Annotated in this window: 20 protein-coding genes; 18 read left to right on the forward strand and 2 right to left on the reverse strand. The window is 59.8% G+C overall.

Annotation, left to right across the window (positions count from 1 at the left end; all coding sequences use genetic code 11):
* The first annotated feature begins 57 nt into the window (after window positions 1-57).
* The 3 genes from ACZ500_RS15550 to ACZ500_RS15560 all read left to right on the forward strand — a co-directional run bounded on the left by ACZ500_RS15550 (window position 58) and on the right by ACZ500_RS15560 (window position 6,531).
* Entirely contained in the window at window positions 58-1,380 is a 1,323-nt protein-coding gene (locus ACZ500_RS15550; RefSeq protein WP_464233065.1) for a sigma-54-dependent transcriptional regulator, read from the forward strand.
* Between the two features lie 112 nt (window positions 1,381-1,492).
* Window positions 1,493-3,223, forward strand: a complete 1,731-nt coding sequence (locus tag ACZ500_RS15555; RefSeq protein ID WP_464228278.1) for an adenylate/guanylate cyclase domain-containing protein — start codon at window positions 1,493-1,495, stop codon at window positions 3,221-3,223.
* A 77-nt stretch (window positions 3,224-3,300) separates the two neighbouring features.
* Window positions 3,301-6,531 (forward strand): Npt1/Npt2 family nucleotide transporter, encoded by a 3,231-nt coding sequence (locus tag ACZ500_RS15560; protein WP_464228279.1) that lies wholly within the window; start codon window positions 3,301-3,303, stop codon window positions 6,529-6,531.
* Between the two features lie 91 nt (window positions 6,532-6,622).
* Here the strand turns inward: ACZ500_RS15560 and ACZ500_RS15565 are convergent, their stop codons facing one another.
* Window positions 6,623-7,720, reverse strand: a complete 1,098-nt coding sequence (locus ACZ500_RS15565) for a radical SAM protein (protein ID WP_464228280.1) — start codon at window positions 7,718-7,720, stop codon at window positions 6,623-6,625.
* A complete protein-coding gene (locus ACZ500_RS15570; protein WP_464228281.1) occupies window positions 7,683-9,962 on the reverse strand; it encodes a GNAT family N-acetyltransferase in 2,280 nt (759 codons plus the stop codon). The genes ACZ500_RS15565 and ACZ500_RS15570 overlap by 38 nt, the downstream gene beginning before the upstream one ends.
* Before the next feature lie 177 nt (window positions 9,963-10,139).
* Between ACZ500_RS15570 and ACZ500_RS15575 the strand changes: the two genes are divergently transcribed.
* From ACZ500_RS15575 to ACZ500_RS15645, 15 genes are all read left to right on the forward strand, one after another.
* The gene (locus ACZ500_RS15575; RefSeq protein ID WP_464228283.1) at window positions 10,140-10,982 is read left to right on the forward strand and encodes an ATP-grasp domain-containing protein; all 843 of its coding nucleotides are present in this window, start codon (window positions 10,140-10,142) and stop codon (window positions 10,980-10,982) included.
* Complete coding sequence (gene gshB, locus ACZ500_RS15580) at window positions 10,982-11,980, forward strand: glutathione synthase (protein ID WP_464228284.1); 999 nt, start codon at window positions 10,982-10,984, stop codon at window positions 11,978-11,980. The genes ACZ500_RS15575 and gshB overlap by 1 nt, the downstream gene beginning before the upstream one ends.
* A 261-nt stretch (window positions 11,981-12,241) precedes the next feature.
* Entirely contained in the window at window positions 12,242-13,969 is a 1,728-nt protein-coding gene (locus ACZ500_RS15585) for an ABC transporter substrate-binding protein (RefSeq protein WP_464228285.1), read from the forward strand.
* 189 nt (window positions 13,970-14,158) lie between these two features.
* Window positions 14,159-15,136 (forward strand): ABC transporter permease, encoded by a 978-nt coding sequence (locus ACZ500_RS15590; protein WP_464228286.1) that lies wholly within the window; start codon window positions 14,159-14,161, stop codon window positions 15,134-15,136.
* A gap of 26 nt (window positions 15,137-15,162) precedes the next feature.
* On the forward strand, window positions 15,163-16,101 hold the full coding sequence (locus ACZ500_RS15595; RefSeq protein ID WP_464228288.1) for an ABC transporter permease: 939 nt from the start codon (window positions 15,163-15,165) through the stop codon (window positions 16,099-16,101).
* A gap of 1 nt (window position 16,102) precedes the next feature.
* Window positions 16,103-17,059, forward strand: coding sequence for an ABC transporter ATP-binding protein (locus ACZ500_RS15600; protein WP_464228289.1), 957 nt, complete (start codon window positions 16,103-16,105; stop codon window positions 17,057-17,059).
* Window positions 17,060-17,090: 31 nt separating this feature from the next.
* The gene (locus tag ACZ500_RS15605; RefSeq protein WP_464228290.1) at window positions 17,091-18,104 is read left to right on the forward strand and encodes an oligopeptide/dipeptide ABC transporter ATP-binding protein; all 1,014 of its coding nucleotides are present in this window, start codon (window positions 17,091-17,093) and stop codon (window positions 18,102-18,104) included.
* Window positions 18,101-19,543, forward strand: coding sequence for an ATP-grasp domain-containing protein (locus ACZ500_RS15610; RefSeq protein WP_464228291.1), 1,443 nt, complete (start codon window positions 18,101-18,103; stop codon window positions 19,541-19,543). Before ACZ500_RS15605 ends, ACZ500_RS15610 begins: the two co-directional genes overlap by 4 nt.
* Window positions 19,540-20,322 carry an N-formylglutamate amidohydrolase gene (locus ACZ500_RS15615; protein ID WP_464228292.1) on the forward strand — a complete coding sequence of 261 codons (783 nt, stop codon included), beginning with the start codon at window positions 19,540-19,542 and terminating at the stop codon, window positions 20,320-20,322. Before ACZ500_RS15610 ends, ACZ500_RS15615 begins: the two co-directional genes overlap by 4 nt.
* 143 nt (window positions 20,323-20,465) lie before the next feature.
* Complete coding sequence (locus ACZ500_RS15620; RefSeq protein WP_464228293.1) at window positions 20,466-20,615, forward strand: hypothetical protein; 150 nt, start codon at window positions 20,466-20,468, stop codon at window positions 20,613-20,615.
* Window positions 20,616-20,868: 253 nt separating this feature from the next.
* Window positions 20,869-22,029, forward strand: a complete 1,161-nt coding sequence (locus ACZ500_RS15625) for a branched-chain amino acid ABC transporter substrate-binding protein (protein WP_464228294.1) — start codon at window positions 20,869-20,871, stop codon at window positions 22,027-22,029.
* 15 nt (window positions 22,030-22,044) lie between these two features.
* Window positions 22,045-22,971 carry a branched-chain amino acid ABC transporter permease gene (locus ACZ500_RS15630; RefSeq protein ID WP_464228295.1) on the forward strand — a complete coding sequence of 309 codons (927 nt, stop codon included), beginning with the start codon at window positions 22,045-22,047 and terminating at the stop codon, window positions 22,969-22,971.
* 4 nt (window positions 22,972-22,975) lie between these two features.
* On the forward strand, window positions 22,976-23,956 hold the full coding sequence (locus tag ACZ500_RS15635) for a branched-chain amino acid ABC transporter permease (RefSeq protein WP_464228296.1): 981 nt from the start codon (window positions 22,976-22,978) through the stop codon (window positions 23,954-23,956).
* Window positions 23,953-24,771: an ABC transporter ATP-binding protein gene (locus tag ACZ500_RS15640; RefSeq protein WP_464228297.1), complete on the forward strand. Its 819-nt coding sequence runs from the start codon at window positions 23,953-23,955 to the stop codon at window positions 24,769-24,771. The genes ACZ500_RS15635 and ACZ500_RS15640 overlap by 4 nt, the downstream gene beginning before the upstream one ends.
* Entirely contained in the window at window positions 24,768-25,502 is a 735-nt protein-coding gene (locus ACZ500_RS15645; protein WP_464228298.1) for an ABC transporter ATP-binding protein, read from the forward strand. The genes ACZ500_RS15640 and ACZ500_RS15645 overlap by 4 nt, the downstream gene beginning before the upstream one ends.
* Window positions 25,503-25,552: the final 50 nt, after the last annotated feature.

The following is a 25,552-nucleotide window of genomic DNA, read 5'->3' on the forward strand; positions in this document are numbered from 1 at the left end:
TTCGTGCAACAAAAAGGGACCATCCTGATCGTCGATGATGACACGGCCCATCGGACGATGCTCTCGACGCTGACCGAAGGATGGGGGTACGCCGCCGTCGAAGCCTCCGACGGCGATGAAGCCATCGCAAAGGCCCGCAAACAGGCCTTCGATCTAATCCTGATGGACATCCGAATGCTCAAGGTCTCGGGTCTCGACGCCCTGAGCGCCATCAAGGCCTTCAACCCAGCCATTCCCATCATCGTCATGACGGCCTACGCATCCGTCGAGACGGCCGTTCACGCCCTGAAACAGGGCGCCTACGACTATCTCACGAAGCCGCTCGATTTCGACGAGCTGCAGCTGACCATGGGAAGGGCCATGGAGCATCTGCGGCTCAAGGAAGAAAACCGGAGGCTCAAGGAAACGTTGGGTGAGACCTTCGATGCCCGGCGCATGATCGGTTCGAGCCCTGCGATGCTGAAACTGCTTCAAACGGTCGCCCGGGTCGCACCTTCCGAAGCTACGGTCCTGATCAGCGGAGAATCCGGGACCGGGAAAGAACTCATCGCCGCCGCCATCCACTTCAACAGCCCACGCAAAGACGGGCCCTTCGTCAAGATGAACTGCGCCGCCCTGACCGAAACCCTGCTCGAATCGGAGCTGTTCGGGCATGAAAAGGGCGCCTTCACCGGCGCACACCGCCTCAAGGAAGGAAAATTCCGACAGGCACACGCAGGGAGTCTCTTTCTCGACGAAGTCGGCGAAATGCCGCTGTCCATGCAGGCCAAGCTCCTCCGGGTACTGCAGGAACGCGAACTCGTCCGTGTAGGCGGCGAACAGGTGCTGAAGGTCGACGTCCGCGTCATCGCCGCCACCAACCGGGACATGTCGGAGGCCGTCCGGAACGGCCGCTTCAGGGAGGATCTCTACTATCGTCTGAACGTGGTCGGACTGGAGGTCCCCCCGCTTCGGGAAAGAAGCGAGGATATCCCTCTGCTGGCCCAGCATTTTCTGAAGCATTTTTCGGAAAAAAACCGCAAAATGCTCAAGGGGCTGACGCCGCAGGCGATGGACCGACTGCTGCGCCACCCCTGGCCGGGCAATGTGCGCGAACTGATGAACGTCATCGAACGGGCGGTCGTCCTGGCCCGCAGCGAGTATCTGGATGCAGAGGATCTCCTTCTGGAGAACGCGCCCGCGGGGACGGAGGAATCGGCCGGCGCGGTCGATCCTATTGAGAGAGGCCCTGCGGACATCCCCCTCGAAGAGGTGGAGCGGATGACCATTTTGAAAACCTTGGAATCGGCGGGCGGAAACAAGAGCGAAGCGGCCCGGCGGCTGGGAATCACCCGGCGCACGCTGCATCAGAAACTGAAAAAATACGGGGTGATGCCGTAGGCCTTCACAGGTCTTCGCCACTCCCGGTCTCGGTTCCATCTCGAAGGCCGCCTCCAGCGTGGACAAGCCTGCCATCCGGAAACACAGATTCCTCATCGGACAAGAGGACCCATTGCTGAAACGCCCAAGACTGGACACCCTTCAGAAGAAAATCGCGGTTTTCCTGCTCCTGCCGCTTACCATCGCCCTGCTTGGACTGGGGTTTTTCGGCTTTTTTTTCGCGAAGGAAGTCATGTTGAACGAGTGGCGTGAGGCAGCCATCCTCAAGCTGCAGCGGGCCGCCCACCACATCGACATGCGCCTCCGGGCCCCCATCGAGTGGATGGAGATGTTTCACCGCACCGGAACGCTCGAGGACGGCGCGGCCCAGCAATGGATCCTCGATGAACTGCGGCGGATGCCGGGGATCCTGAACGTCGCACTGAACTGGCTGGATCCAATGTACATGCCCGTACCCGGCCCATCGGGGCACAGCGGCATGATGGGCGGACGGGGCGGAAACGGCATGGGGATGATGCGTTTTCAGCAGGCCAGGATCGCCGATGTCAGTCCTCCCGCCTACAATACTCAGACAGGGGAGCAGTCCGTGATTCTCACGTCCATGCTGAATGCCGAGAGCGGTGAAACCCTGGGGGTCCTGACCGTCACTATCAGCTTCGATTATATCATGCAGGATATCCTCAAGCTGAGCTGGTGGCAGAGCGACATCGCCTACCTCGTCGACCGGCAGGGCCGCTTGATCTCGCAAACCGCCCAGGCGCCCCTGACGCGCAAGCGGCTCGGAGAGACGGGTGATCCGCTGGAACTCGAACTGCTCCTGCAGATCCAGAACGACCCCTACGGCACCATCATGGGTCGGGGACACCCCCCGGAAACCGTTTGGGGCTATTATCATATCGAGGAGGCCCCCTGGACCATCGTCCTCTTCGCACCCGGGAACAAGGTGCTGGCTCCCATCCTCACGTTCAGGCTCTATTACGGTCTAGCCGCGCTCCTTTCGATCCTGGTCCTCATTGGGTTCATCCGCTTCATGGTAGGGCGCGCGGTCAAAAACATCGCCGAACTCTCCCGTGCCGCAGAGAAAATCGCGATCGGGGAATACCAAACCCTTCCCGATGCCGGCACCGACGAAATCGGACAATTGATCCGGAGTTTCAACGCCATGGTGGCAGGACTCAAAGAACGGGACCTCATCCGGGACACCTTTGGGCGGTACATGGACCCGGACATCGCCAAGCAGCTCATGCAGCGTCCGGAATCCCTCCGGATGGGAGGGGAAAAACGGGAAGTGGCCATCCTCATGTCCGATCTGAGGCATTTCACGCCCATATGTGAAACCCGCCGCCCCGAGGAGATCATCCGCATCCTCAACCGTTATCTTTCGGCCGTCATCCCGATTATCCAGGAACATCACGGCATCATCGTCGATTTTTTCGGCGACGGCATCCTCACTTTTTTCGATCCGCTCGACGGCCCCGTCGAATCCTCCGCGCAGCATGCCGCCGCCTGCGCCATCGAGATGCAGGAGGCCATGGTCGTTTTCAACCACGATGCGGCTCGCATCGGATTGCCCGAACTCCACATGGGCATCGGCCTGCACGCCGGCGAGGTCATCATCGGGAATATCGGATCCGAGGCCCGCGCCAAGTACGGGATCGTGGGGGCGCCGGTGAACCTCACCCAGAGGATCCAGGCCGAAGCCCTTCCCGGACAGGTCGCCTGCTCGGATGCGATGGGCCGCTACATCTACGCCGATCACCCGCCCAGGACAACGGTCGCCGTCAAGCTCAAAGGGGTCACCGACCCCGTCAGGGTGAGCGTCATCCACCAAGCAACACCTTGACACAAGTCACGCAAAACGCTACGCTTCCCTGTCATCGATCTCCACTCACAGCAGGCACCGAAAACGAGGCGGACCGAATGCGAAACCTCTTGAGCAGATGGCTCAAAATATACCCCGAAGAGTTCGGTCTTTTCATCTGGTCAACCCTGCTTCTTTTCCTGATCCGAAACGGCAACGTCCTCTTCGACAACTTCGCCGAGACCGCCTTTCTGAAACGCTTCGGCGTCGAATACCTCCCTGTCGTCTACATGGTCAACTCCATCGCGACCTTTGTCCTCATGGGGATCGTGACAGGGATCATGGTCAAGCTCCCCGGCAGCCGCCTCCTAGCCTACATGCAGCTCTTCTGCGGGCTCAGCGTCGCCGGACTGAGGTTGCTCATCCCTCTGGGTCTCGATTACATCTATCCGGTCTTCTTCATCCTCAAGGCCCAATACGAAGTCATCCTGGGGCTGATCTTCTGGAATCTCGCGAACGACCTGTTCAATACCCGCCAATCGAAGCGCCTCTTTCCGCTCATCACTGCAGGCGGTGTCTTCGGAGGGGTCATCGGCAGCTTTGCGACGCCTTCTCTGGCCAAGGCCATCACGATAGACAATCTTCTTTGGATCTATCTGGCGGTCTCGATGCTGGGGGCCTTCATGGTCCAGCGTATGGGGGTACGCTTCCCCGCCATTCTCTTCATCGACAGCCCCGACCAGGAGAAGGGAAAGAAGAACCGCACATCGCTGATCGACGAGTTCAAAAAGGTCGGTCCGATGATCAGGGAATCGAAGCTGGTCAAGATCCTCGTGGTCCTGACGCTGATGCCCAATATCGTCATACCGATCATCAACTACCAGTTCAACTTCGCGGCGGACCAGCAATTCGCCACCGAAAGCGGCATGCTTCTGTTTTTCGGCTACTTCCGGGGAGCGATGAACGTGATCAGCCTCGTCATCCTGCTCTTCGTAGGCCGCATATACGGACGGTGGGGGCTCCCGGTAGCCCTCATGTTTCACCCCTTCAACTACATCCTGGCGTTCCTGGCCTTTCTCTTGCGATTCGACATCCTCTCGGCCATGTACGCACGTATTTCGACCACCGTCATCCGCAACACCATCAACAATCCCGGGCGCGCCGTTCTGGTCGGCCTCGTGCACCCGGCCTACCGCGCCGTCATCCGGCCCTTCCTCCGAGGGACGGTCGTCCGCATCGGCACGCTGGCAGGTTCCGGCATCATCATGCTCTGTGAAGGGCTGATCCACCCTCGTTTCCTGTCGGTCATAGCCTGTACCTTCGTAGGCATTTGGCTGCTGGCGACCTTCGTCCTCAAACGGGATTACCCCAAGATCCTCCTGGATCTCATCTCCCGCAACATGCTCGACCTGAAATCCATCGAAGGCAAGGAACTGACCCAGATCTTCACCGACCGGAAGGTCCGGAACGAACTGACCGAGGCCTGCACGGCGAGCCGGAACGACGATTGCCTCTGGTATGCAAAGCTCCTCCAATCCCTTGACGTCAGCGGCCTGGATGAAATCATCCTATCGGCCCTGCCCCAACAGGATAATAAGACCCGCATCGCCCTTCTCGCTATGCTCTCGCCCGAGGCCGGCGAAAAGGCCATTCCCGTCTTCGAATCCCTGTCCACCGAGGCAGAGCCCGAACTCATGGCGGCGATCCTTCAGGCAGCCAACCGGCTGCCGGCCGGACTCGCGAAAGATTTCAACCACCGGATCTTCAACACTTGGCAGGATCCCCTGATCCAGGCGTGGGCCGTCGCCGGCCTCTATCCGCAGACACCCTCCGGCTATGCCCCCATCGTGGCGGGATGGTTCGCATCCAAGGACCTCGAAGGGAAAAAGGCCGCCGCCATCGCCGCCGGCGGCGCGGGAGACATCACCTATCTTCCCCGGCTTGAAAAAATGCTTGCGGAGGAAGACGATCCGGCCCTGCTGGTCCTTGTCCTGGAGGCGCTCAGGAAGCTCGCCCCGCCCCACATGAACACGCTGGCGGAACCCTTCCTCGGCCACCCGGATGAAGCGGTGAGGCTGGCTGCCGTGCAGGCCTACGCCATCGAGGACGATGCCGCCTGCCGGCGGGTCATCCGCCTCCTCGACAATCCGTCCGAGCTTATCCACGAATACGCCGCGGAAAAACTCCAGGAGGCCCCCTATCAGAACATCGAACTCTTTCTCGAATCCTTGACCGCTCCGAACCGCCGGGTGCGGGAGGGGCTCTTTCGGGTGCTCGAAACGCTCGATATCAAAGATCTCGACGTCATTCGCTTCGCCCGCAGCCAGCTGCAGGAGGCCTACACCTGCCTGGTCATCAGGGATGCCCTGTTGAAGCAGCCCGAATCCGCGCAGGGCCGGATGCTCGCCGACCACCTGGGGCAGAAGAAGGACCTCCTCGTCGAAAACATCATCCGGCTCCTCGTCGCTCAGGACACATCCGGTCAGATGCGGTTGATCTGGCGGGGGATCTCGTCAACGAACAAGACCCAACGATCCAACAGCATCGAGGCCCTAGACAGCCGCATCGACGCCTCCCTGTCGAAGATTCTGATGCCCTTGCTGGAAGGCCTTTCCGTCTCCGAATCCCTGGACACCGGATGGAAACATTTTACGCTGCCGCGCTTCAGCCCGTCGAACCCGTCGGATCTTTACCGGTACCTGCTGACCTCCGGCGACTGGGTCAACGTGCTGTTCACCCTGAGCCTCGTCGCCGTTCAAGACACGCCTATCGTCGAGGAAGAACGTATCCAGGAACTGACCGAAGCGGACAACCCGTTTGTGCGGCGGATGGCGCGCCAGACGCTGCGCCGCCTGGAAGGCGCCGGATCTGAAAGGAAGGATGACATGGAAGAGGAAATCACCATCCCGGACAAGGTTCTGCGTCTCAAAGGCATCCAGATCTTCGAAGGCCTCTCCGTCAACGAACTGGCTGCCATTGCATCCGTAACCGAAGAGATCGTGGTCGAACCCGGCCAGATCGTTATCCGGGAAGGCGAACCCGGCGACACCCTGTATCTCATCATCAAAGGACGCGTCGCGGTCCTCAAGGGGTATTCCGAAGAGGTGGAAGGAAAAGAAGGCGTCGAACTCGCGCAGATCGGCGACGGGGACTACTTCGGCGAAATGGCCCTTTTCGAGGACGCCCCGCGCTCAGCCACCATCCGCACCCTGGACAAAAGCCGGCTGCTGGTCCTCCACAAGCGCGAATTCACCGAGATCGTCCGAGAATACCCCCAGATCGCGCTGCATATCTGCAGGGCATTGAGCCAGCGGATCAGGGAGCTGCACAGCAAGGTCAAGATGGGATAGCGGTGCATCCGTAAGAGATCTTCTGCTCAGAAGAATCGGCACCCGTAATCTCGTCAAAAAGCCATGACAGCCGCCGGTGAAAGCACGGTCGTCACCGTCCATGACGGGGCGCCCCAGACAGGATCGAGGCATCTGGGGTTTTTTCCCATACCGTCGTAGAGTAGTCATACCCGAGGGTGCAGGTGCGGCAGATGTCGAGCCGGCCTTCAAAAAAGCGCTCCAGCATGCGGCGCCTTGCATCGGAGGTCCAGATCTCCCGCCAGCGATTTTTCTTGAGACTGCCGAGGGCGTATTGCCCGTCATAATCGATGCAACAGGGCACCATCGCTCCGTCCGAGAGCACAAACCCCTGAAACAGCAGGCGGCAGACGGCCGTCTCCCGGTAGGTCTTGTATCCCTCCCGCCGCCGCGAGTATTTCCCTTGAAAAGAGGCCGCGAACCGACCGAATGCCCCGGATGCCTCGTTCCGCCCCCCGAAGCTCTCGAAGCTGGGCTTTTTGAACTTGATCCGATCGACCCCAAGCCCCTGCACAAATCGCTTCAGGGCTGCCTCCTTCGCTTCGTTATAGGGGAACATGACAGTCTGCACCTGAATGAGAGGGGTGGACCGCTTCTGCCGGCGTCTTTCCCGGCGGAGGGCCTCGATGCCCCTCAAGATCCGCTCGAGATCGGCCCCGCGGCGGTAAGTCCCCAGATCATCCTGCGTCATCCCGTCGAGGGAGATCGAGATCTTGTCGAGGCCGCTTCGAACGACCGCCTCGGCCTTCTCCTCCAGGAGCATCCCGTTGGTGGCGAAATAGGTGTATACCCCTCCTGTCTTCAGGCTCGCCACGATATCGAAGACGGACCCGGACAAAAGCGGTTCACCCATCAGATGCAGGCAGGCATAATGCATGGCGGGGTTGTCCGCGGCGATCCCCTCCACCCATTCGAGCGGCATCTCGGTATAGCCTCGCCGCAGGTGGTGGGTCGAGCAGAGCGGACAATTGAGGTTGCACCGGCTGGTGCTCTCGATCTGGAATATGGTGGGCTGAAAGGCCTCTACCAGCCTCACTTTCCCGGGCAGCGGCAGCTCTTTGAAGACGGCTTCCGCATCTCTATAGGCCTCGTCCTGTCGGGGCCCCGCCAACGCCGCCGCAAGCCGCCCCTCGTCAGGCCGCAGCGCCTGCCGCAAAGACCCCGATTTCATGCCCTGTCCTTTCGTTCATATAGGTGGCCGCAAGCCGCATGCCGTTTCGCGCCGTCAAACGGAGCGCGGGCTCGTTGTCCATCCGGATCGTGACATAGATCTTCCACCCCGGGGAGCGGGCCACCAGGCCCTTGAGCAGCCGGTCCCCGAGCCCCATCCAGCGGTATTCGGGCCGCACCGCCGTATAACCCCTTTCGAGATAACCGTCGAGGTTCAACCCCGTTTTTTCTTCGATCCGGCGCCGATACGTTTCCAGAGGCCGCTTGTGAGTCATGGTAGCAACGACCCGCTCCCCCTCGACGGCATATCCGATCAGCCAGGCCTCTCTCAGATTCTCCCGGATCCAGCTGAGGCCGACTTCGCCCCCCTCTTCGACCAGGCGGCAGATGCCTTCCAGAACCTTTTCGGGAACATCCGCGGGACGCTCGAAGAAGGTCTGAATCCGGGACCCCTTGTCATACCGTGTCAGATCGCCCGGCGCCACTTTCCAGTTCAAAACTGCATCGAGTCCGTAACGCGCCACATAGAGCATCAGGTATTCCCGGATGCGCAGATAGTACCAGAAAGGATGCCCGTACATCTCCTTCAGTCTGTAGGCCTGCGCCTTGTCGAGAAAGGCCGTGAGCGCCGCCTCGTCCATGCCCTCCCGGCAGACGAAGGGGTGATCGGAGCCGAAAGGGCTCGGGCTTTCCCGGATTTCGGATACGGCGTAGTCCTCCGGACACTGCATGACGCGGGAGTATTTGAGCAGCACGAAACGGAAAAATATCGAGGAATGGATCCTGTCGATGTTCTCCTCGAGGAAACGCAGCGTCTCGCGGGCCTCTTCGCGGGTCTCGCCCGGAAAGCCGAAAATGACCGTGGCGTGGTTCCATATGCCCGCCCTGGAGGCGTCTCCCAGGACCCTCAGGGTTTCCGGCAGCCGGGTGCCCTTGTTCATGAGTTTCAGGATGCGGGGATGCCCCGTTTCGAGCCCCCATCGGACCAGCCGGACCCCGGCCCGGGCCAGGAGGTTCAGCCGATCCGCCGTAAAGGCGCCGACCGGCTTGCACCAGAGGGAGATGTCGAGGGAAAGCCGCCGGTCGAGGATGCCCCGGGCGACCTTCTCCAGGTAGGGGGCCGTGAGACAATCGTCATTGACAGTGAAACAGGGGGTCCCGTGCCGGGAGTGCAGTTCCGCCAGGTGGGCCACCGCCCGCTCGGGGGCAACCGTCATGAAACGGCGGTTGTCGTAGCGCGAGCAGAAGGCGCATTTTCCCCAGTAACACCCTTCGGAGAAACGCACCGGAAGGATGGGTACAGGCGAGAGGTAGCTCCGGAGATCGAGATCTGTAAAATCGGGTGTAGGCAGTTCCGGCAACGGCTCATGCCCGCAAATCGGGTTCTCGATCCATGCCCCGCGGCGGGAAAACCCGAGATTGGGAACATCCTCCCAGGACCGGCCCGAGAGAAGCCGCTCGAGAAGGAAGGCCAGCGGACGTTCCCCGTCCTGCAGCACCACGCTGTCCGCGAACTCCGGGAGATAGCCCGGCTCTCTTTCGAAGGCGTCTCGGAGGCGAAGAACGTGACGTCCGCCAAGCGTGACGTGGACGTCCGGGAAGCGGCGTTTGAGGAACCTCGCCAGGGTCAGAGCCCCGGCCGCCTGATGGGATGTGGAAACGGATATCCCCACCAGGGGAGAAGCATCACGCTCCATGAGATGCGGAATGACCCGCTCGTAAAAGTCGAGGAACGGATTGGCCTGCCGGTCGTCGCAGAATTGGAGCATCCCCGCGTAATCCTCGGCGGCGGGATGCTGGAAGGTATTGAAGGTGAAGGATGTGGGGAACCAGGCAAGCGACGCCATCCGCAGAAGCCGGTAAAGATTGGTCTGGGCGCGGATGCACCGCTCGGGGTCGAAAAAACCGGCGTCCTGCCTGAGATCGTCGATGGATCGGCGCACGTGGGCGATGCGGTCCATCCACACACCCCGGCGATCTTGAAGATCTTGCGCCAGAGCCTTCTGCGCGTCAGGCATACCCTCCACCGGTCTTTCCCGAACCTGCGCCAACAGCCCTTCCAACCGCTCCACCCTCAACAGATAACCCAGGAAGAAATCGAGGCTGATGTCGGCCTGCCGAACCGCAAAACCGGCACGACGCAGATAGGCCGTCAGGGCGGGCAGTGCCAGGAAAGGGGTAACAGGCGTCCACACCGGCGGGAACATCAGGAGGACATCGGAAGCGCTTTTGATTTGCCTCACATCACGCATTCTTTTAGAATAGCGAGCCAACGTATTTAATCAAGGCTTTTTTGGAGCCCTGCAGGTGCGGCGATCCCCTACCCACGGGCCCGTTGAACCGCCCGAATCGACAAAGACAAAAAGGGGCGTATGATCATAGGTATCCTGAGTGCCAGAGACCGTACATACCATCCGAACATGAGGCTCCTCGAGGCCTCCCGCAAACGGGGCCACGAGGCCCGCCTCATCCATCCGAAACACTGCCGCCCCACCCTTGCAAACGGCCGCATGACAGTCGAAGGGCCCGACCCCGGGCCGGACGCCCTTTTGCCGCGCATCGGCGCCACCATCAATGATTATGCCCTCGCATTGATCAGGCATTTCGAGTTCTCGGGGACGGATGTCATCAACGGTTTTTCGGCGATCGCCCTGACGCGCGACAAGTTCCTGGGACTGGAGACCCTCGCGGCCGACGGCATCCCCGTTCCCCGGTCGATACTTGTCAGCAACCCCGGTAATCTCGAGAGGGCCGTCGATGAACTCGGCGGCTGTCCGGTCGTGGTGAAGGCCCTCAGGAGCCGCCAGGGTAAAGGGGTTTTTCTGCTCGAAGACCCCCCGGAGGCCGCGGACCTCCTGGACAGGTTCGATGCACGAAACCGGGGCCTGCTGGTGCAGGAATACATTCCACCGGCCAACCGACTGGATGTCCGTCTCCTTGCGGTCGGAGATCGGATCCCCGCGGCCCTGGCCCTCACCCCGCAGGAAGGAGATTTCCGCGCCAATATCCACCAGAACGGGCTTGCACGCGCCCTGGATCCGGAACCCGCGCTGGCGGAACTCGCCCTCAGGGCCAAAAAAGTCCTCGGCCTGGACATCGCCGGTGTGGACATCATCATCGACCGGGGCGGAGACCCGTGGGTGATCGAGGTGAACTATTCACCGGGATTCAAGGGCCTCGAGGCGGTTTCGGGGCTGGACATCGCAGCCGAGATCATTCATTATGTCGAACGGGTGCATGCACGGAAGAACGGAGACCGCTGATGAAAATCGCCTTTCTGATGGATCGCCTGGACTCCATCGACCCTGTCAACGAGACCACCAGCCACCTCATGTACGAGTGCAACCAGCGCGGCCATACGGTCTACTTTCTCGAGCCCCACGATCTTTACGTCCGACAGAACGCCGTGCTGGCGCGCATGCGCAACGTCTCGGTCCAACCGGACCTGTCGATCCGCCGCTACTGGAGAGCGCTCATCCACTGCATGAAAAAGGACGAACTCATCTTCGAAAGCGTCACGGAACTGGACGCCCTCTTCCTCCGCAAAAACCCGCCCCTGGTTTACCAGACCATGGAGTTCCTGGCGCCCGTCGACAACCGCGTCTTCATGATCAACAGCACGCGCGGCCAGATCCTCGCCAACAGCAAGCTCTACACACTGAATTTTCCGGATATCATCCCCCAGACGCATATCTCGCGGGATCCTGTCCGCCTCAAAAAGATCATCGATGACTTCGGAGGCGCCATGGTCGTGAAACCGCTGCAACGTTTCGGCGGCGAAGGCGTCATCAAGGTCAGCGTCCGCGACCGCGAGAACCTGATCTCCCTCATCAACTATTATGTCCGGACCTATCAGGCATACCCCAACCGGGAGCCGATCATGGTCCAAGAGTATCTGGACGTCGTCAAGAGCCAAGGGGACGTGCGCATCCTGCTCCTGAACGGGGAAATCCTCGGAGCGATGCGACGCATACCCCGCCCGGGGGATTTCAGGACCAACATCCACGCGGGGGCAAGGGCCTATAAGCACGATATCACCCCCCGTGAAAAAGAGATCTGTGCTACAATCAGCGAGCGGCTCAGGAAGGACGGGCTCTATTTCGTGGGCATCGATATTATCGGCGACAAGCTCATCGAGGTAAACTGTGTCAGTCCAGGCGGAATCCCACGCATCAACCGCCTCGACAACGTCCGTCTGGAAAGAGATGTAATCGACTTTATCGAGGCGGAAGTCAACAAAATGAAAAAGGCTCGTCCATAGGGAGCGAACAGAACATGGGGAGTCTCCATCCGGAAAGGATTTCCCGGTACAACCCAGTTTCCAATCCGGAAATGAGGATTTTTTGCCAATATCAAGGAAATCAAACGTTTGCGCGGAGGCGACCTGGTGGTCGCCGCACAAGCAAACGTGCAGATTGACGCTGAGATTGGTAAAAAAGACCATTTCCGGATGGAAACCAGGGAGAAATAGGGGAATACGGCCATCCAACAAACCACTTTCGGAATAGAAAGGATCACTTTCATGAAAAACATCCACCGTTCCAAGACCCTGAGAGGTCTGGTGCTTATTTTTCTGTTGGTCGGCTTTTTCACCTTCCCATCCATTTTCCCCTCGACAGCCTGCGCACGCGACATTCTCAAGGTCGGCCTTCTGGAGGAGCCCAAAACGCTCAATATCTGGATGGCAAGCGACACATGGTCCAGCAAGGTTCTTTCCCAAATCTACCAGCCCCTCTACATCCGCGAACCGCAGAACCTGGATTTGATCCCATGGCTTGCGGAAAGCGATCCGATATACAACGAGGCCGATCTCTCCTACACCGTAACCCTCAGACCGGCCAAATGGTCCGACGGCACCGAAGTCACCGCTGAGGATGTCATTTTTACGGGAGAGTTCATCCAGGAATTCAAGATTCCCCGATACGCCTCCTATTTCAAATTCATTGCCAGGATGGAAGCCCTTGACAAAAGGACGGTAAGGTATCACCTCGCGAAACCCCAGGCCATTTTTCTCAGTCGGACCCTGACGGTCCCGATCGTTCAGAAAAGGCAATGGTCCCCTATTGTGGACGTCATACGGGGCAAAGAAAAACCTCTGGCTGAAATCATCAACGTCAAGATGGATCAGCCGATCGGATGTGGACCGTTTGTCCTGAAAGAATGGCAACAGGGCGCGTATATCTTCATGACGAACAACCCCGACTTTTTCGGCCGGGATCTCACCATCGCCGGCCACAAGCTCGGTCCCTACATCGACGGCATCATTTTCAAGATTTTCGGCACCTCGGATGCCGCTATCCTCGCCCTGAAGAAGGGCACCATAGACATGTTCTGGTGGGGGATTCAAGCCGGCTACATCGAAGACCTCAAGAAGCAGAAGACGGTGGAGATCCACACAAACGACAAAAGCGCTCTCTACTACCTGGGATTCAATGTCAGGAAGGCCCCTTTCGACGATCCCGCCCTTCGCCGGGCCATCGCCACGCTGATCGACAAGGATTTCATCATTACACGAATTCTGCAGGGCTATGCCATAGAAATGGGCTCGATCGTCCCTCCCGGCAACCGTTTCTGGCATTTACCCAATGTCCCATCCTACGGCAGAGGACTGGAAAGAAACGACCGGATCAAAACCGCCTGCGAGATCCTCAAGAACGCTGGGTACACCTGGGATTCCCCGCCGGTAGATCCGAAGGGGAAGATCACCGGCGCCAAATGCCTGCGCCTCCCCGACGGCAAACCGATGCCCAACTTCACGATTCTGACGCCTCCGGCCGACTACGATCCGAACCGGGCGATGACCGGCATGATCATCCAGGAATGGCTGCGTCAACTGGGTATGCCGGCCACTTCGAGGCCAATGGCGTTTGGGGCGCTCATCGACCAGGTCAAGAGCCGGCACGATTTCGATGCCTTCGTCCTCGGCTATGGGAAGCTCTCACTTGACCCGGATTACATCAGGAACTTTTTCTCTTCCAGCAATGACAAACCCAAAGGGAGCAACATGAGCGGCTATCGCAATCCTGAGTTCGATCAGATCGCCGAAGAATCCGCCTCCACCATGGACCCGAAAAAACGTCGAGATCTCGTGTCGAAGATGCAAACCATCATCCTGGAGGATGTCCCTTATATCCCCATATACAACCCGAAGGTTGTCGAAGCGGTGCGCACCGACAGCTTCGAGGGTTGGGTCGATATGATCGAAGGCATCGGAAATCACTGGTCCTTCTGCCTTGTCAGAGCCCGCTGAGGGCGTTCCAATCCGTAAATATGGGATGCGGCGACCGGTCGGACCGGAACCTGAACCGAAGGGGCCGGCCGGAGGGGTAAAGCCCGTTAAGAGACCAGAACCCGCCCCGAAAGGGGTGAATTCGAGCGGGCAAAACCTCCGCAAGAAAGACCGTTCCAGGGCGGAAACCTGAGGAAATCCGGATCAGACATGGAACTGCGACGGTATATTTTCAAAAGGCTCTTTCAGATCATCATCATCTTTTTCGTCATCCTGACGATCCTCTTCCTGCTGTTCCGCCTGGCCCCGGGCGATCCGGTCTCCCGCATGATCGACCCGGACATGACCGCCGAGGATGCGCGGCATCTCATGGAGCAACTGGGGCTGGACCAGCCCCTCGGGTTGCAGTATCTTTATTATATCAAGAATTTTCTCACCGGAAATTTCGGATTTTCATTTCATTATGGTCAACCCGTAATCCGCATCATCGCCGACAGGCTGCCCAATACCGTCCTGCTGTTCACCACCTCGATCATCCTGGCGGCCTTTGCCGGGGTTTTTCTGGGTAAAATCGCCTCCTGGCACAAAGGCCGCAGGCTCGATACCGCGATGACGCTCGGAGCCCTGGTGACGCATACCCTCTTTCTGCCTTGGCTGGCCCTGATCCTCATCTGGGTGTTTGCCTACAAACTGGGATGGTTCCCCATCAACGGAATGATCTCGGAAGACGTCTGGCTCGATCCGGATGCAGGCCTCTGGTTCAAAGCCATCGACATTGCTCACCATATGATCCTTCCAATGGGAACCCTCTTCCTGATCCATTTCGGCAGCTATCTCCTCATCATGCGCAGCAGCATGCTCGAGACGCTGAAGGAAGACTACATTCTGACCGCGCGCGCGAAGGGCCTCACCGAGAAGACCATCCGCAACCACCATGCGGCTCCGAACGCCGCCCTGCCGGTCGTCACCAGCGTAGGCCTCAGTCTGGCCTTTTCAATCAACGGAGGGGCCTTGACGGAAACCGTCTTCACCTGGCCCGGCATCGGACGGGAACTCGTCTTCTCCGTCAGCCACAATGATTATCCGCTGGCACAGGCGTCCTTTCTGCTCATCGCCATGGTCGTCCTCCTGTCGAATCTCGTGGTCGATGTGCTGTACGCCTATCTGGACCCCCGGATCCGATACTGAGCCAGGATCCTTTATGCGAGGACGGAATGCGAACAAGAAGTCATCCGGATCGACAACTTGAAACAGGGGGGATACGTTCAGGCTGGGGTGATCGTCTGCGCGAAAATTGGATCATCTTCAGGCAGAGCCTCCTCGGAAAGATCGGATTGATCCTGCTGGTCTGTTTCGGCCTGATGGCGGTCACAAGCTTCATCCCCCCGCTGATCGATCCCATGTACAACCCCATGACCGGCGTCGACCCCGAAATCATCAGCTCCACCGGGCCGAGCGCACAGCACTGGCTGGGGACCGATTTCATGGGGCGCGACATCCTGAGCCAACTCCTCGCCGGTGCAAGGGTGGCCTTTATGGTCGGTGTGTCCGCCGCCTTCATGAGCATCTTTCTCGGGACCGCCATAGGGATGATCGCCGGATACGCGGGCCGGTTCGTCGATACCCTTCTGATGCGGCTGGCCGACATTATCATGGTGATGCCGACCCTCCTGGTCGTGCTGATCCTCTCCTCTCTTTTCGGGCAGCTGAACATCTGGACCATCGTCCTCATCATCGCCCTGTTTCGCTGGCCGGGCGTATCGCGTGTCATACGGGCCCAGACCCTTTCCCTGAAAAGCCGCCCTTTCATCGAGGCCGCCCGTGTGGCGGGCGCCTCGCACCTGAGGATCGTCTTCCGGCACATCATGCCCAATGTTCTGCCGCTCTCGTTCCTTTACATGACTTTCCGGGTGACATCGGCCATCATCATTGAAGCCGCGCTCGCCTTTCTGGGTTTCGGGGATCCGGGAACCGTCAGCTGGGGGATGATGCTTCAGTGGGTGTGGAAGACCGGGCATATGTTCAAGGCCCCCTATTGGCTCCTGCCGCCCGGCCTGTGCATCTCCCTGATCACCCTTTCGTTTTACATGCTGGGTCGCGCCATGGACGAGGTCCTCGACCCGAGGCTCAGGAAGGAGGGGCAAGCCGAGTAAGATGACACTCCTCGAGGTTGAAGATCTCAGCATCGGTTATCACACCCGCAAGGGGTTTCGCAGGGCGGTGGAAGGCGTTTCTTTTTCCCTGGGCGCCGGCCGGTCGCTCGGGTTCGTGGGGGAATCGGGCTGCGGCAAAACAACCCTTGGCATGGGGCTCATGAGGCTCCTGCCGCCCAATGCCCTGATCACGAAGGGCCGCGTGACATTCGAGGGTACGGATCTGCTCGATCTGCTCGAAGAGGAAATGCGCGGAGTCCGCTGGAAGAAGATCTCCATGATTTTCCAGGCCGCCATGAACGCCCTCAATCCTGTCCACCGCGTCGCTGACCAGATCGCCGAGGCCATCATGGCCCATAGCCACAGCCTGCAGAAGATTGAAGCCACCCAAAAGGTCGAGGCCCTGTTTCAACTGGTGGGGATCCCGAAAAACCGCATGCGCGATTACCCCCACCAGTACAGCGGGGGCATGAAACAGCGGGCCATCATCGCCATGGCCCTGGCCTGCCGGCCCAAACTGATCATCGCCGATGAACCCACCACCGCCCTGGATGTGATCGTTCAAGACCAGATCCTCGAAGAGACCCGCAACCTGCAAAAGGAGTTCGGTGTCGCGATCATCTTCATCTCCCATGATATCGCCATCGTGGCGGATGTCTGCCATGACATCGGAATCATGTACGCCGGACAGCTCGTGGAATACGGACCACGGACCGAGGTCTTCGACCATCCCGTGCATCCTTACACCCAGGCACTGCTGGCTTCCTACCCCGCTTTGACCGGGCCCAAAAGCCGCCTCAAACCGATTCCCGGGGAAATGCCCAACCTCATAAACCCGCCCGAAGGCTGCCGTTTCTGCGATCGCTGCCCTCGAGCGACAGCGGCCTGCCGGCGTGAGGCGCCCGTCTGGGCGGCGGTGGGGCCGGAACATCATGCGCTTTGCGCCAAATGCCGGTAAATTCATGAATGCATCCGACTGTCGGCCTATTTTGAAACTGGAGGGAGTCCGAAAGGTATACGAAACCAAGGAAAGCCTTTTCGGACGCGGGCGCGGAAAGGTCGTAGCCCTGGATCATCTGGATCTCGACATCCATCATGGTGAAATCTTCGGCCTGGTCGGTGAAAGCGGCAGCGGAAAGACCACCGCCGGCCGCCTGATCGTGCGGCTCGAAGAGCCCGACGGCGGGCGGATTCTTCTTGACGGACAAAACACCTGCGCGCTGAAGGGAAAGGCCCTCAGGGCTTTTCGCCGCCGGGTGCAGATGATCTTCCAGGACCCCTACCAGTCTCTGAACCCCCAGATATCGATTCTGGATGCCGTTTCCGAACCCCTGTTGATCCACACCGCAATGAAACGAGGCGACCGTGTGGAAGTGGCGAAAGACATCCTCGTTCGAGTGGGGCTCTCTCCCGCGGAGGATTTTCTCTTCCGCTTTCCCCATCAGTTGAGCGGCGGACAGCGGCAGCGCGTAGCCATCGCCCGTGCGATGATCCTCGAACCGGAGGTGGTCGTGGCCGATGAACCCACCTCTATGCTCGATGCCTCCATATCGGCGCAGATCTTCAATATCCTGCTGGAGCTGCGCGAGGCCACAAACGTCACCCTCCTGTTCATAACCCACAGCCTAGCTGCCGCGCGATATCTCTGCAACCGGATCGCAGTCCTCTACAGAGGGCACCTCGTGGAGCAGGGTCCTGCCGATGAAATCATCCATCGCCCGGCCCATCCCTACACGCAGGCACTGATCGACGCCATCCCCAAATTCGGAGACTGTACGGGTCTCGAACGCTACGGCACCCTCCTCCGGCTGGACAGCGAACTGGCCGAGAGCGTCTCAGGGTGCCCGTTTCTCCCCCGTTGCGCCGTCGCTCAGAGGCTGCATTGCAGCCAGAAAATCCCCGATCTGCAGCTTTTTTCACCGGATCACTGGGTGGCCTGCTTTTTCCCGGAGCTTCGCAGGGGGGGATCGACTATTGGTGAATCATGTTACCTTTCCCCTTGAAAGCGCTTTTCCCCAACGGCCCGTTCCCCCGGACCGGGACGCTGGTCGGTGTGGGCATGACGGCCTTTTCGCGCATCGTCCCCTCCCACTTCCTGGAGAACTACCGCATCGTAGCCCTGCGGAAGACCAGCGATCTGTCCATGATCAGAAGGCGCACCCCCGTTTTCTGCCTGGAGGAGGAAACCCCGGATCCTCTACCGGAAAGTGGTATGAACTCAGCCCGGCTCCTCTTGCATCCGTCGGTCATCCGGCACTTGCGGAGCCTCCCTCCCCCTGTATCTCTCTTTTTGTACCAAAGCTATCCGGAGATTGAAGATCTGGCTCGCTGCGAGGGCTGGCAGCTTCTCGCCAACCCGCCCGGCCTGCGGCAGCGATTGGCTCACCGGGGGTTTTTCGTGGATCTGGCCGACCGGCTCGAACTGGAAGCCCCCACCGGAACCATCGTGTCGGAAGAGGAACTGCATCGCTGCGACTATGGGTATTGGCGGCAGGGGTTGGGAGACGCCTTTGTCGTCCAGTTGACCGATATCGCGCAAGGAGGGGGCCGGGGCACCTTCTTCATCAGGTCGGCCGATGATTACCGTGAGCTCCTTGCGAGGCTTTACACGCATACCTGGCGTGGAACCCGAATCACGCAGGCGCTCCTGCGGCGCTTCGTGAAAGGGAAACCCGCCAGCCTCGCGGTCTCCATCATGGAAGACGTCATTTTACAGTCGAGACTCCAGGAGCAACTGATCGATCTCCCGTTCGGCGAACGGGCCGAAAACGGAGTCTTTTTCGGCCATACCTGGGGCCATGAACCATGGACGCGCTCCGTTGAAACCGAAGCGCACAGACAGGGGCGCCTGTTGGCCGGAGTCCTCCAAAAGATCGGATACCGCGGGATCCTGGGCATCGATGTCATCGTATCGCCCTCCGGCCAGGTGCATCCGCTGGAAATCAATCCCAGGCTGACCGGGGCCTTCCCACCGCTTTCCCTCTTCCACATGGCTGCCGGGCATCCGCCCATGGAGGCCTTCCACCTTGCGGCCTTGAGCCGGGCACCCTGCCGATTGAGGCAGGCAGAGGCCGATACGCTCTTCGACTTTCCCATCCAGGGGTCCCACGTGCTCCTCTTCGATCGAGATTGCGGGGGAACCCATGGACCAAAGCCTCCGGCATCCGGACTCTATCGCTTCGACCACGGCGGCTCACAGGCCACCCTGGTTCGGCAGACCTGCGACGTCGATCGTTTGAAGGACCCCTCCCAGTTCCTGGTTGTCGAAGGCCGCGAGACAGCCCTATCATCCCCTACGGGCGTTGTGGATCCTCTTTCGCGGTCCGGGCGTATCCTTCTTTCCTTTCCCGTCATGACCCCTGAGGGGAAGCTGCGCCCCGAGGCGATCCAAGCGATTCGATGGTGCTGCGGACCCGAAGACGGGGGCAAACCGGCGTCATGAGGCTCCCTTTCGTCCTTTCCCTCCCGCACGGCGCCGTAAGGGTCCCCGATGCGATTCTGAAGACGATGAGACTGCACCCTCGGGAGATCGAGGACTCGGTCGACACCGGTACTCTGGAGGTATTCGGCGGACTTCCTGCGCTCGCTGTCGTGTGCGCGGAATGGAATCGGCTGGTGGTGGACGTCAACAGAAGCCCCTACGATGCCGGCGACCGGGGAGCCATCGCCCGGATCGACTATAACGGACGCGAGGTCTACCCGCCCGAGGCCTGCATCGGCCCGATCGAACGGGCCGACCGTACCGAACGTTTCCACCGCCCATTCCATCGCCGGATCGAGGCAGCACTCACCATCCCCGGGGTCGCGGGTCTGTACGACTGCCATTCCCTGAACAGCATCGGGCCGCGGGAGGCCCCCGACAGCGGAGAACCGCGCAGGGACATCGTCATCGGAAACAACGGCGACGGCAGCGGGAACCCCAGAGCCGGACGCGGGGCCCCCACCTGCCCGCCCGGGATCTTTCGCTGCATGGCCGCCTGCTTCCGTGATGCGGGCTTTTCTGTCGCCCTGAACCACCCCTACGCAGGAGGATACATCACCACCCACTATGGAAAACGGCTCGTCACGGAAGGCCGCTTCGCCGTTCAGATCGAGATAAACCAGAACCTCCTGCTCGATCCAACGACGCACAGGATCGACGCCCAGCTCACTGCGGATGTCCGAAGCCGCATCGAGGAGGCCTTTCGGAGGATTGCCGCCTCCTGCCGCCTTCCCGGATAGACGCGCAGCCGTTTGGGTATTTAGCCGCCTCTCGGCCCCGATCCAGCCCGCCCGATCATCGCATCCTTCGCCGGCGGAAAGACGCCTGTCGATTCCGGCTTGACAACCGCACGGAGATTTGCCTATTTAGTTTGCATCCGGAAATGGTCTTTTTGGCCCATCTCGGTGTCAATCTGCGTATTTGCTTGTGCGGCGACCACCAGGTCGCCTCCGCGCAAACGCTTGATTTCCTTGATATTGGCCAAACCGGGACCCGCCGCGAAGCGGTGGGACTGAGCACCCGAAGGGCGTGAAGAAAAATCCTCATTTCCGGATTGGAAACTGAGTTCTACCGCGAAATCATTTCCGGATGGATACTATTTAATTCCAATCCGTACCCGGCCCTTTCGCCCCCCATCGGCCTCGATCCACATGGAAGTTCGTGCTGCGACTTCATGAGCCGCGGCAATGATCCGTCCCTTCAAGAAGGGATCGAGTTCTGTACCGAATGTTCAGAAAAGCTTATATTCCCCAGTGAAACACCTGCACACAGGAAGGAGGTCCCGCATGCCCCGCAAATTCGTCTTCTCGCTGCTCTCAACCGCCATCCTGCTCGTTCTTCTATCCCTCCCGGCCGCGGCCGGTGGATGGGGAACCATCCGCATCCCGCCCGGCTCACCGGTCAAAATCGGAATGGGAACCATGCTGACAGGCGACTATGCCGGGATGGGGATCGACATAATGCACGGCGCCGAAATGGCGGTGCAGGAGAAAGGCAGTGTTTTAGGGCACCCGGTGATTCTGCAGACCGAAGACGACGGCTGCGCGGGGCCGCCTTCCGTAGTCATCGCGGAAAAGCTCTGCAACGACCCGCTCGTGGCGGGCGTCGTAGGCTACATGTGCAGCGGTGGGAGCAAGCCGGCCTCGGACATCCACAACAAGTATAAAGTGGTCATGGTTTCCCCCTCTTCAACGGCCCTTGAATTGACCTCCCGAAAAATTCCCATTTTTTTCAGAACCTGCTGGAACGACCGTATCCAGGCTCAACGGGCGGCGGATTTCGCTGCATCCAGAGGCTGGAAGCGCGTGGCAGTGCTCCACGACAAGAGCGATTACGGACAGAGCCTCGCCGAGGATTTCGCGCTGCACCTCAAAACCCGTGGCGGCGAGGTCCTGGCGGTGGAGGGCATCACCCGCGGGGACAAAGATTTTTCGCCGGTCTTGACCAAGATCAAACTCCTTCGCCCCCAGCTGATTTATTTCGGGGGGATGTCGGCCGAAGGGGTCCTCCTGGTCCGCCAGATGCAGCGGGTGGGCATCAAGGCGGAATTTATGAGTGATGACGGGTGTTTCATCGAGAAGGACTTCATCCAGGCCGGCGGCCGCGCAACCACGGGGTGTTTTGTCACCTATGCCCAGGAGCCGGACCCCGCCTGGGTGGCGCACTTCGAATCCATTTACGGCCCGCGCCAGACCTTTTCCCCCCAGGCCTACGACGCTGCGACGATCCTCATGATGGCCGTAGAAGCCGCGGCGGAAAAACAGCCCGACGACAGCCTTCTGATCGACAAGGAACGGTTGCGTGATGCACTGGCAGCCACAGACCACGAGGGCATCACCGGAAGAATCGTCTTCGATCCCCACGGAGACAGAACAGGGTCGGTCGTCGCAGTCTACGAGGTCATCGAAGAAGAAGGAAAACGTTTTTTCAGGAAAGTCTCCTTCTAACCCTGGCAAGAGCGGATGGAACATCTTTTCAGCCCTGCGATCCTCGTCGATCAGTTGATCAATGGATTGACCATCGGTGGCATCTATGCCCTGATCGCCCTTGGTTATACCCTCGTGTACGGCATCCTCTGCATGATCAATTTCGCTCATGGTGAGATCTTCATGTTCGGCTCTTTTGCGGGCTATGCAGCCCTCGTCTTTCTGCTCCAATATGGCCTCACGCAGCAACATCCACTGGTCTGCATTGTCTTGGCCTTTCTGGCGGCCATGGCTGTCTCCGCGCTTCTGGGGACCATCCTCGAACGAGTCGCCTACCGGCCGCTGCGAAGGGCCTCGCGTCTCGCTCCCCTTATCAGCGCCATCGGGGCATCCATCTTCCTCCAGAACCTGATGCTGGTCATCATCAAAGGACGCATGCAGGTCTACCCGGATGTGTTGCCCGAGACCTTCTACGAAATCGGCTGGTTCAGCATCTCCAACTTTCAGATCATGATCATTCTCGGTTCCCTTTTCCTCATGGCCGGGCTTTACGGCTTCATTCAACGGACACGTATCGGCCGGGCGATGCGCGCCGTTGCCGAAGACAGATCGGCTGCCGCCCTGATGGGCATCGATGTCAACCGGATCATCATGATCACTTTCGTCATCGGCTCGGCGCTGGCGGCCGCAGCCGGTGTCATGGTAGGCATGTACTACACCCAGATCAACCACATGATGGGGTTCATCCCGGGCATCAAGGCTTTTACGGCCGCTGTCCTGGGGGGGATCGGCAACGTGCCGGGAGCCATGCTGGGAGGGCTTTTTCTGGGCCTGGCCGAGGCCTTCGGCGTGCTCTTCATGCCGGCCCAATACAAGGACGTCATTGCCTTCGCCCTTCTGGTCCTGGTCCTGATCTTCCGGCCGCGGGGGATCCTGGGCGAAGTCGTCTCGGAAAAGGTCTAATCCGTTGCGATTTTCTTCGACACCCCTCAAGGAGATTCCGCCGGCAGCCTTTCTGGCAGCCGGCAGCCTTCTCGCCGCTGTTTTGCCGCCCCTGGTCGGCAATTACTGGTCTCAGGTCCTTGGCGAGATCGGGATTTACATCATGCTCGGGATCGGACTGAATGTGGTTGTAGGCTTTGCGGGGCTGCTGGATCTCGGGTATGTCGCCTTTTTCGGGATCGGGGCCTACGGGTATGCGCTGATGGCATCCCCGCAGTTCGGGATGCATATCCCCTTCTGGTTGATGCTTCCCGTGTGCGTCGCCCTGGCGGCGGCCGGCGGCGCCCTCCTTGGCGTCCCGGTTCTGCGCCTGCGCGGCGATTACCTCGCAATCGTCACCCTCGGCTTCGGCGAAATCATCCGGGTCGTCCTGAACAATCTCGATCCCGTCACCAACGGCCCCCGCGGTCTCCTGCGGATCGATCCGCCTTTCCTGGGCACAACCCCGATCGACAACCCGCAGCGATGGTATTATCTGATCCTTGCCGGCGTGCTACTGGCCGCCTTCATCGCCGATCGCTTGAACAACTCCCGCATCGGCCGGGCATGGATCGCCATGCGCGAGGACCAGGACGCCGCCGCGGTCATGGGCATCGATGTCCTGAAATACAAGCTGCTCGCCTTCACGATCGGCGCTTCTTTTGCGGGCGCAGGCGGGGCCATCTTCGCAGCGCGGCAGGGCGCCATATTCCCCGAGAACTTCTCGCTCATGGTCTCCATCAACGTCCTTTGCCTGATCATCATCGGGGGAATGGGCAGCATCCCCGGGGTCATCCTCGGCGCCGTCGTCCTGATCGGACTGCCCGAGGTGCTGCGCGGGATCGAACAGTACCGGATGCTGGCCTTTGGAGCCCTTCTGGTGATCATGATGATCTTCCGTCCGTCCGGTTTCCTGACCGCTTCCAGGCGCAATCCGACAGCTGCGACGCCACGGGACCTTGAATGAACCTCATCCTTCAAACCATTCACCTGACCAAGGCATTCGGCGGACTCACGGCCCTCAGCGCGCTCGATCTGGAGATCGAAGAGCAGCTGATCGTGGGACTGATCGGCCCCAATGGAGCAGGCAAGACCACCCTTTTCAACTGCCTGACCGGTATCACCCCCTTCAATTCCGGGGATATCCGGTTCCAAAGCAGGTCTCTCCGTGGCCTCAAAAACCACCAGATCACCCGCCTGGGTATTGCGCGCACCTTTCAAAATATCCGCCTTTTTCCAAACATGACCGCCTTCGAAAACATCCTGGTTGGACGGCACTGCCGGATGAGAGCGGGCGTCTGGGGGGCGGTCAGCCGCGACCGACGCACCCGCCGCGAAGAGAGAGAACATACCGACGCCTCGATCCACATCCTGAGGCTCCTCGATCTGGAAGCGCTCCAGGACACCCCCGCCAAGAACCTGGCCTACGGAGCCCAAAGGCGCCTGGAAATCGGGCGTGCCCTCGCAACAGACCCGAAGCTGCTGCTGCTGGATGAACCAACCGCCGGCATGAATCCCAGCGAAACCGCCGAGTTGACAGCTCTCATCCGTACCCTGCGGGACGAGTTCAAGCTCACGATCCTGCTGATCGAACATGACATGCGCGTGGTCATGGGGCTCTCGGATCACGTCATCGTGCTGGACCACGGGGTCCGCATCGCTGAAGGCCCTCCTTCCGTCATACAGAATCGCCCGCGTGTAATCGAGGCCTACCTGGGAAGAGGCAGGGCCTGCGCCCAATCCCGCTGCACATCCCGAGAGGAGCCGCACCAAAGACCATGAACACGCCTCTCCCCCTCCTCCAAATCGACGGCATTCACACCTACTACGGCCGCATCCACGCGCTGAAGGGCGTCACCCTCGCGGTGCATACCGGCGAGCTGATCACCCTTATCGGAAGCAACGGCGCCGGCAAAACCACCCTGCTGAACACCGTCTCGGGCCTCCTCAAACCCGGCAAAGGCCGAATCCTATTCGAGAAGGCGCGGCTCGACGGCTTGCCTCCTCACCGGATCGTCAAGGCAGGCATTGCCCAGGTACCTGAAGGCCGCAAGATTTTCGGCCGGCTGACAATCCTCGAAAACCTGGACCTCGGCGCCTTCATCCGGCACGATCATCCCGAAGTCAAGAAAGACATGACGTATCTGTTCCAGCTCTTTCCACGCCTTTTCGAAAGACGTCACCAGACGGCCGGGACCCTTTCCGGCGGCGAACAGCAGATGCTCGCCATAGGAAGGGCCTTGATGACACGGCCCAGGCTGCTGCTCCTCGACGAACCCTCGATGGGGCTGGCCCCATTACTGGTTGAAATCATCTTCGACACCATCTCCACGATCAACCGGCAGGGGTGCAGCGTCCTCCTGGTAGAACAGAAAGCGAACATGGCCCTCGAGATTACCTCGCGGGGCTATGTCCTCCAAAACGGCGAGATCGTCCTGGAGGACAGTTCGAAGAATCTCCGCGACAATGAATGGGTGCAGCGTCTTTATCTGGGAGGAGAACTCAGCGTGTGACAAGATGTTTGCACAAAAAGTCCTTTTGGGTTAATTTGCAACAAGGAAAG

This window comes from Desulfatiglans parachlorophenolica (genome assembly GCF_055394735.1).

Coding starts and splice junctions, on each gene's coding strand:
- ACZ500_RS15550 (WP_464233065.1), top strand. CDS start 58: ATGCTCTCGACGCTGACCGAAGGATGGGGGTACGCCGCCGTCGAAGCC.
- ACZ500_RS15560 (WP_464228279.1), top strand. CDS start 3,301: ATGCGAAACCTCTTGAGCAGATGGCTCAAAATATACCCCGAAGAGTTC.
- ACZ500_RS15565 (WP_464228280.1), bottom strand. CDS start 7,720: ATGAAATCGGGGTCTTTGCGGCAGGCGCTGCGGCCTGACGAGGGGCGG.
- ACZ500_RS15575 (WP_464228283.1), top strand. CDS start 10,140: ATGAGGCTCCTCGAGGCCTCCCGCAAACGGGGCCACGAGGCCCGCCTC.
- gshB (WP_464228284.1), top strand. CDS start 10,982: ATGAAAATCGCCTTTCTGATGGATCGCCTGGACTCCATCGACCCTGTC.
- ACZ500_RS15585 (WP_464228285.1), top strand. CDS start 12,242: ATGAAAAACATCCACCGTTCCAAGACCCTGAGAGGTCTGGTGCTTATT.
- ACZ500_RS15590 (WP_464228286.1), top strand. CDS start 14,159: ATGGAACTGCGACGGTATATTTTCAAAAGGCTCTTTCAGATCATCATC.
- ACZ500_RS15595 (WP_464228288.1), top strand. CDS start 15,163: ATGCGAACAAGAAGTCATCCGGATCGACAACTTGAAACAGGGGGGATA.
- ACZ500_RS15600 (WP_464228289.1), top strand. CDS start 16,103: ATGACACTCCTCGAGGTTGAAGATCTCAGCATCGGTTATCACACCCGC.
- ACZ500_RS15615 (WP_464228292.1), top strand. CDS start 19,540: ATGAGGCTCCCTTTCGTCCTTTCCCTCCCGCACGGCGCCGTAAGGGTC.
- ACZ500_RS15620 (WP_464228293.1), top strand. CDS start 20,466: ATGGTCTTTTTGGCCCATCTCGGTGTCAATCTGCGTATTTGCTTGTGC.
- ACZ500_RS15625 (WP_464228294.1), top strand. CDS start 20,869: ATGCCCCGCAAATTCGTCTTCTCGCTGCTCTCAACCGCCATCCTGCTC.
- ACZ500_RS15630 (WP_464228295.1), top strand. CDS start 22,045: ATGGAACATCTTTTCAGCCCTGCGATCCTCGTCGATCAGTTGATCAAT.
- ACZ500_RS15640 (WP_464228297.1), top strand. CDS start 23,953: ATGAACCTCATCCTTCAAACCATTCACCTGACCAAGGCATTCGGCGGA.
- ACZ500_RS15645 (WP_464228298.1), top strand. CDS start 24,768: ATGAACACGCCTCTCCCCCTCCTCCAAATCGACGGCATTCACACCTAC.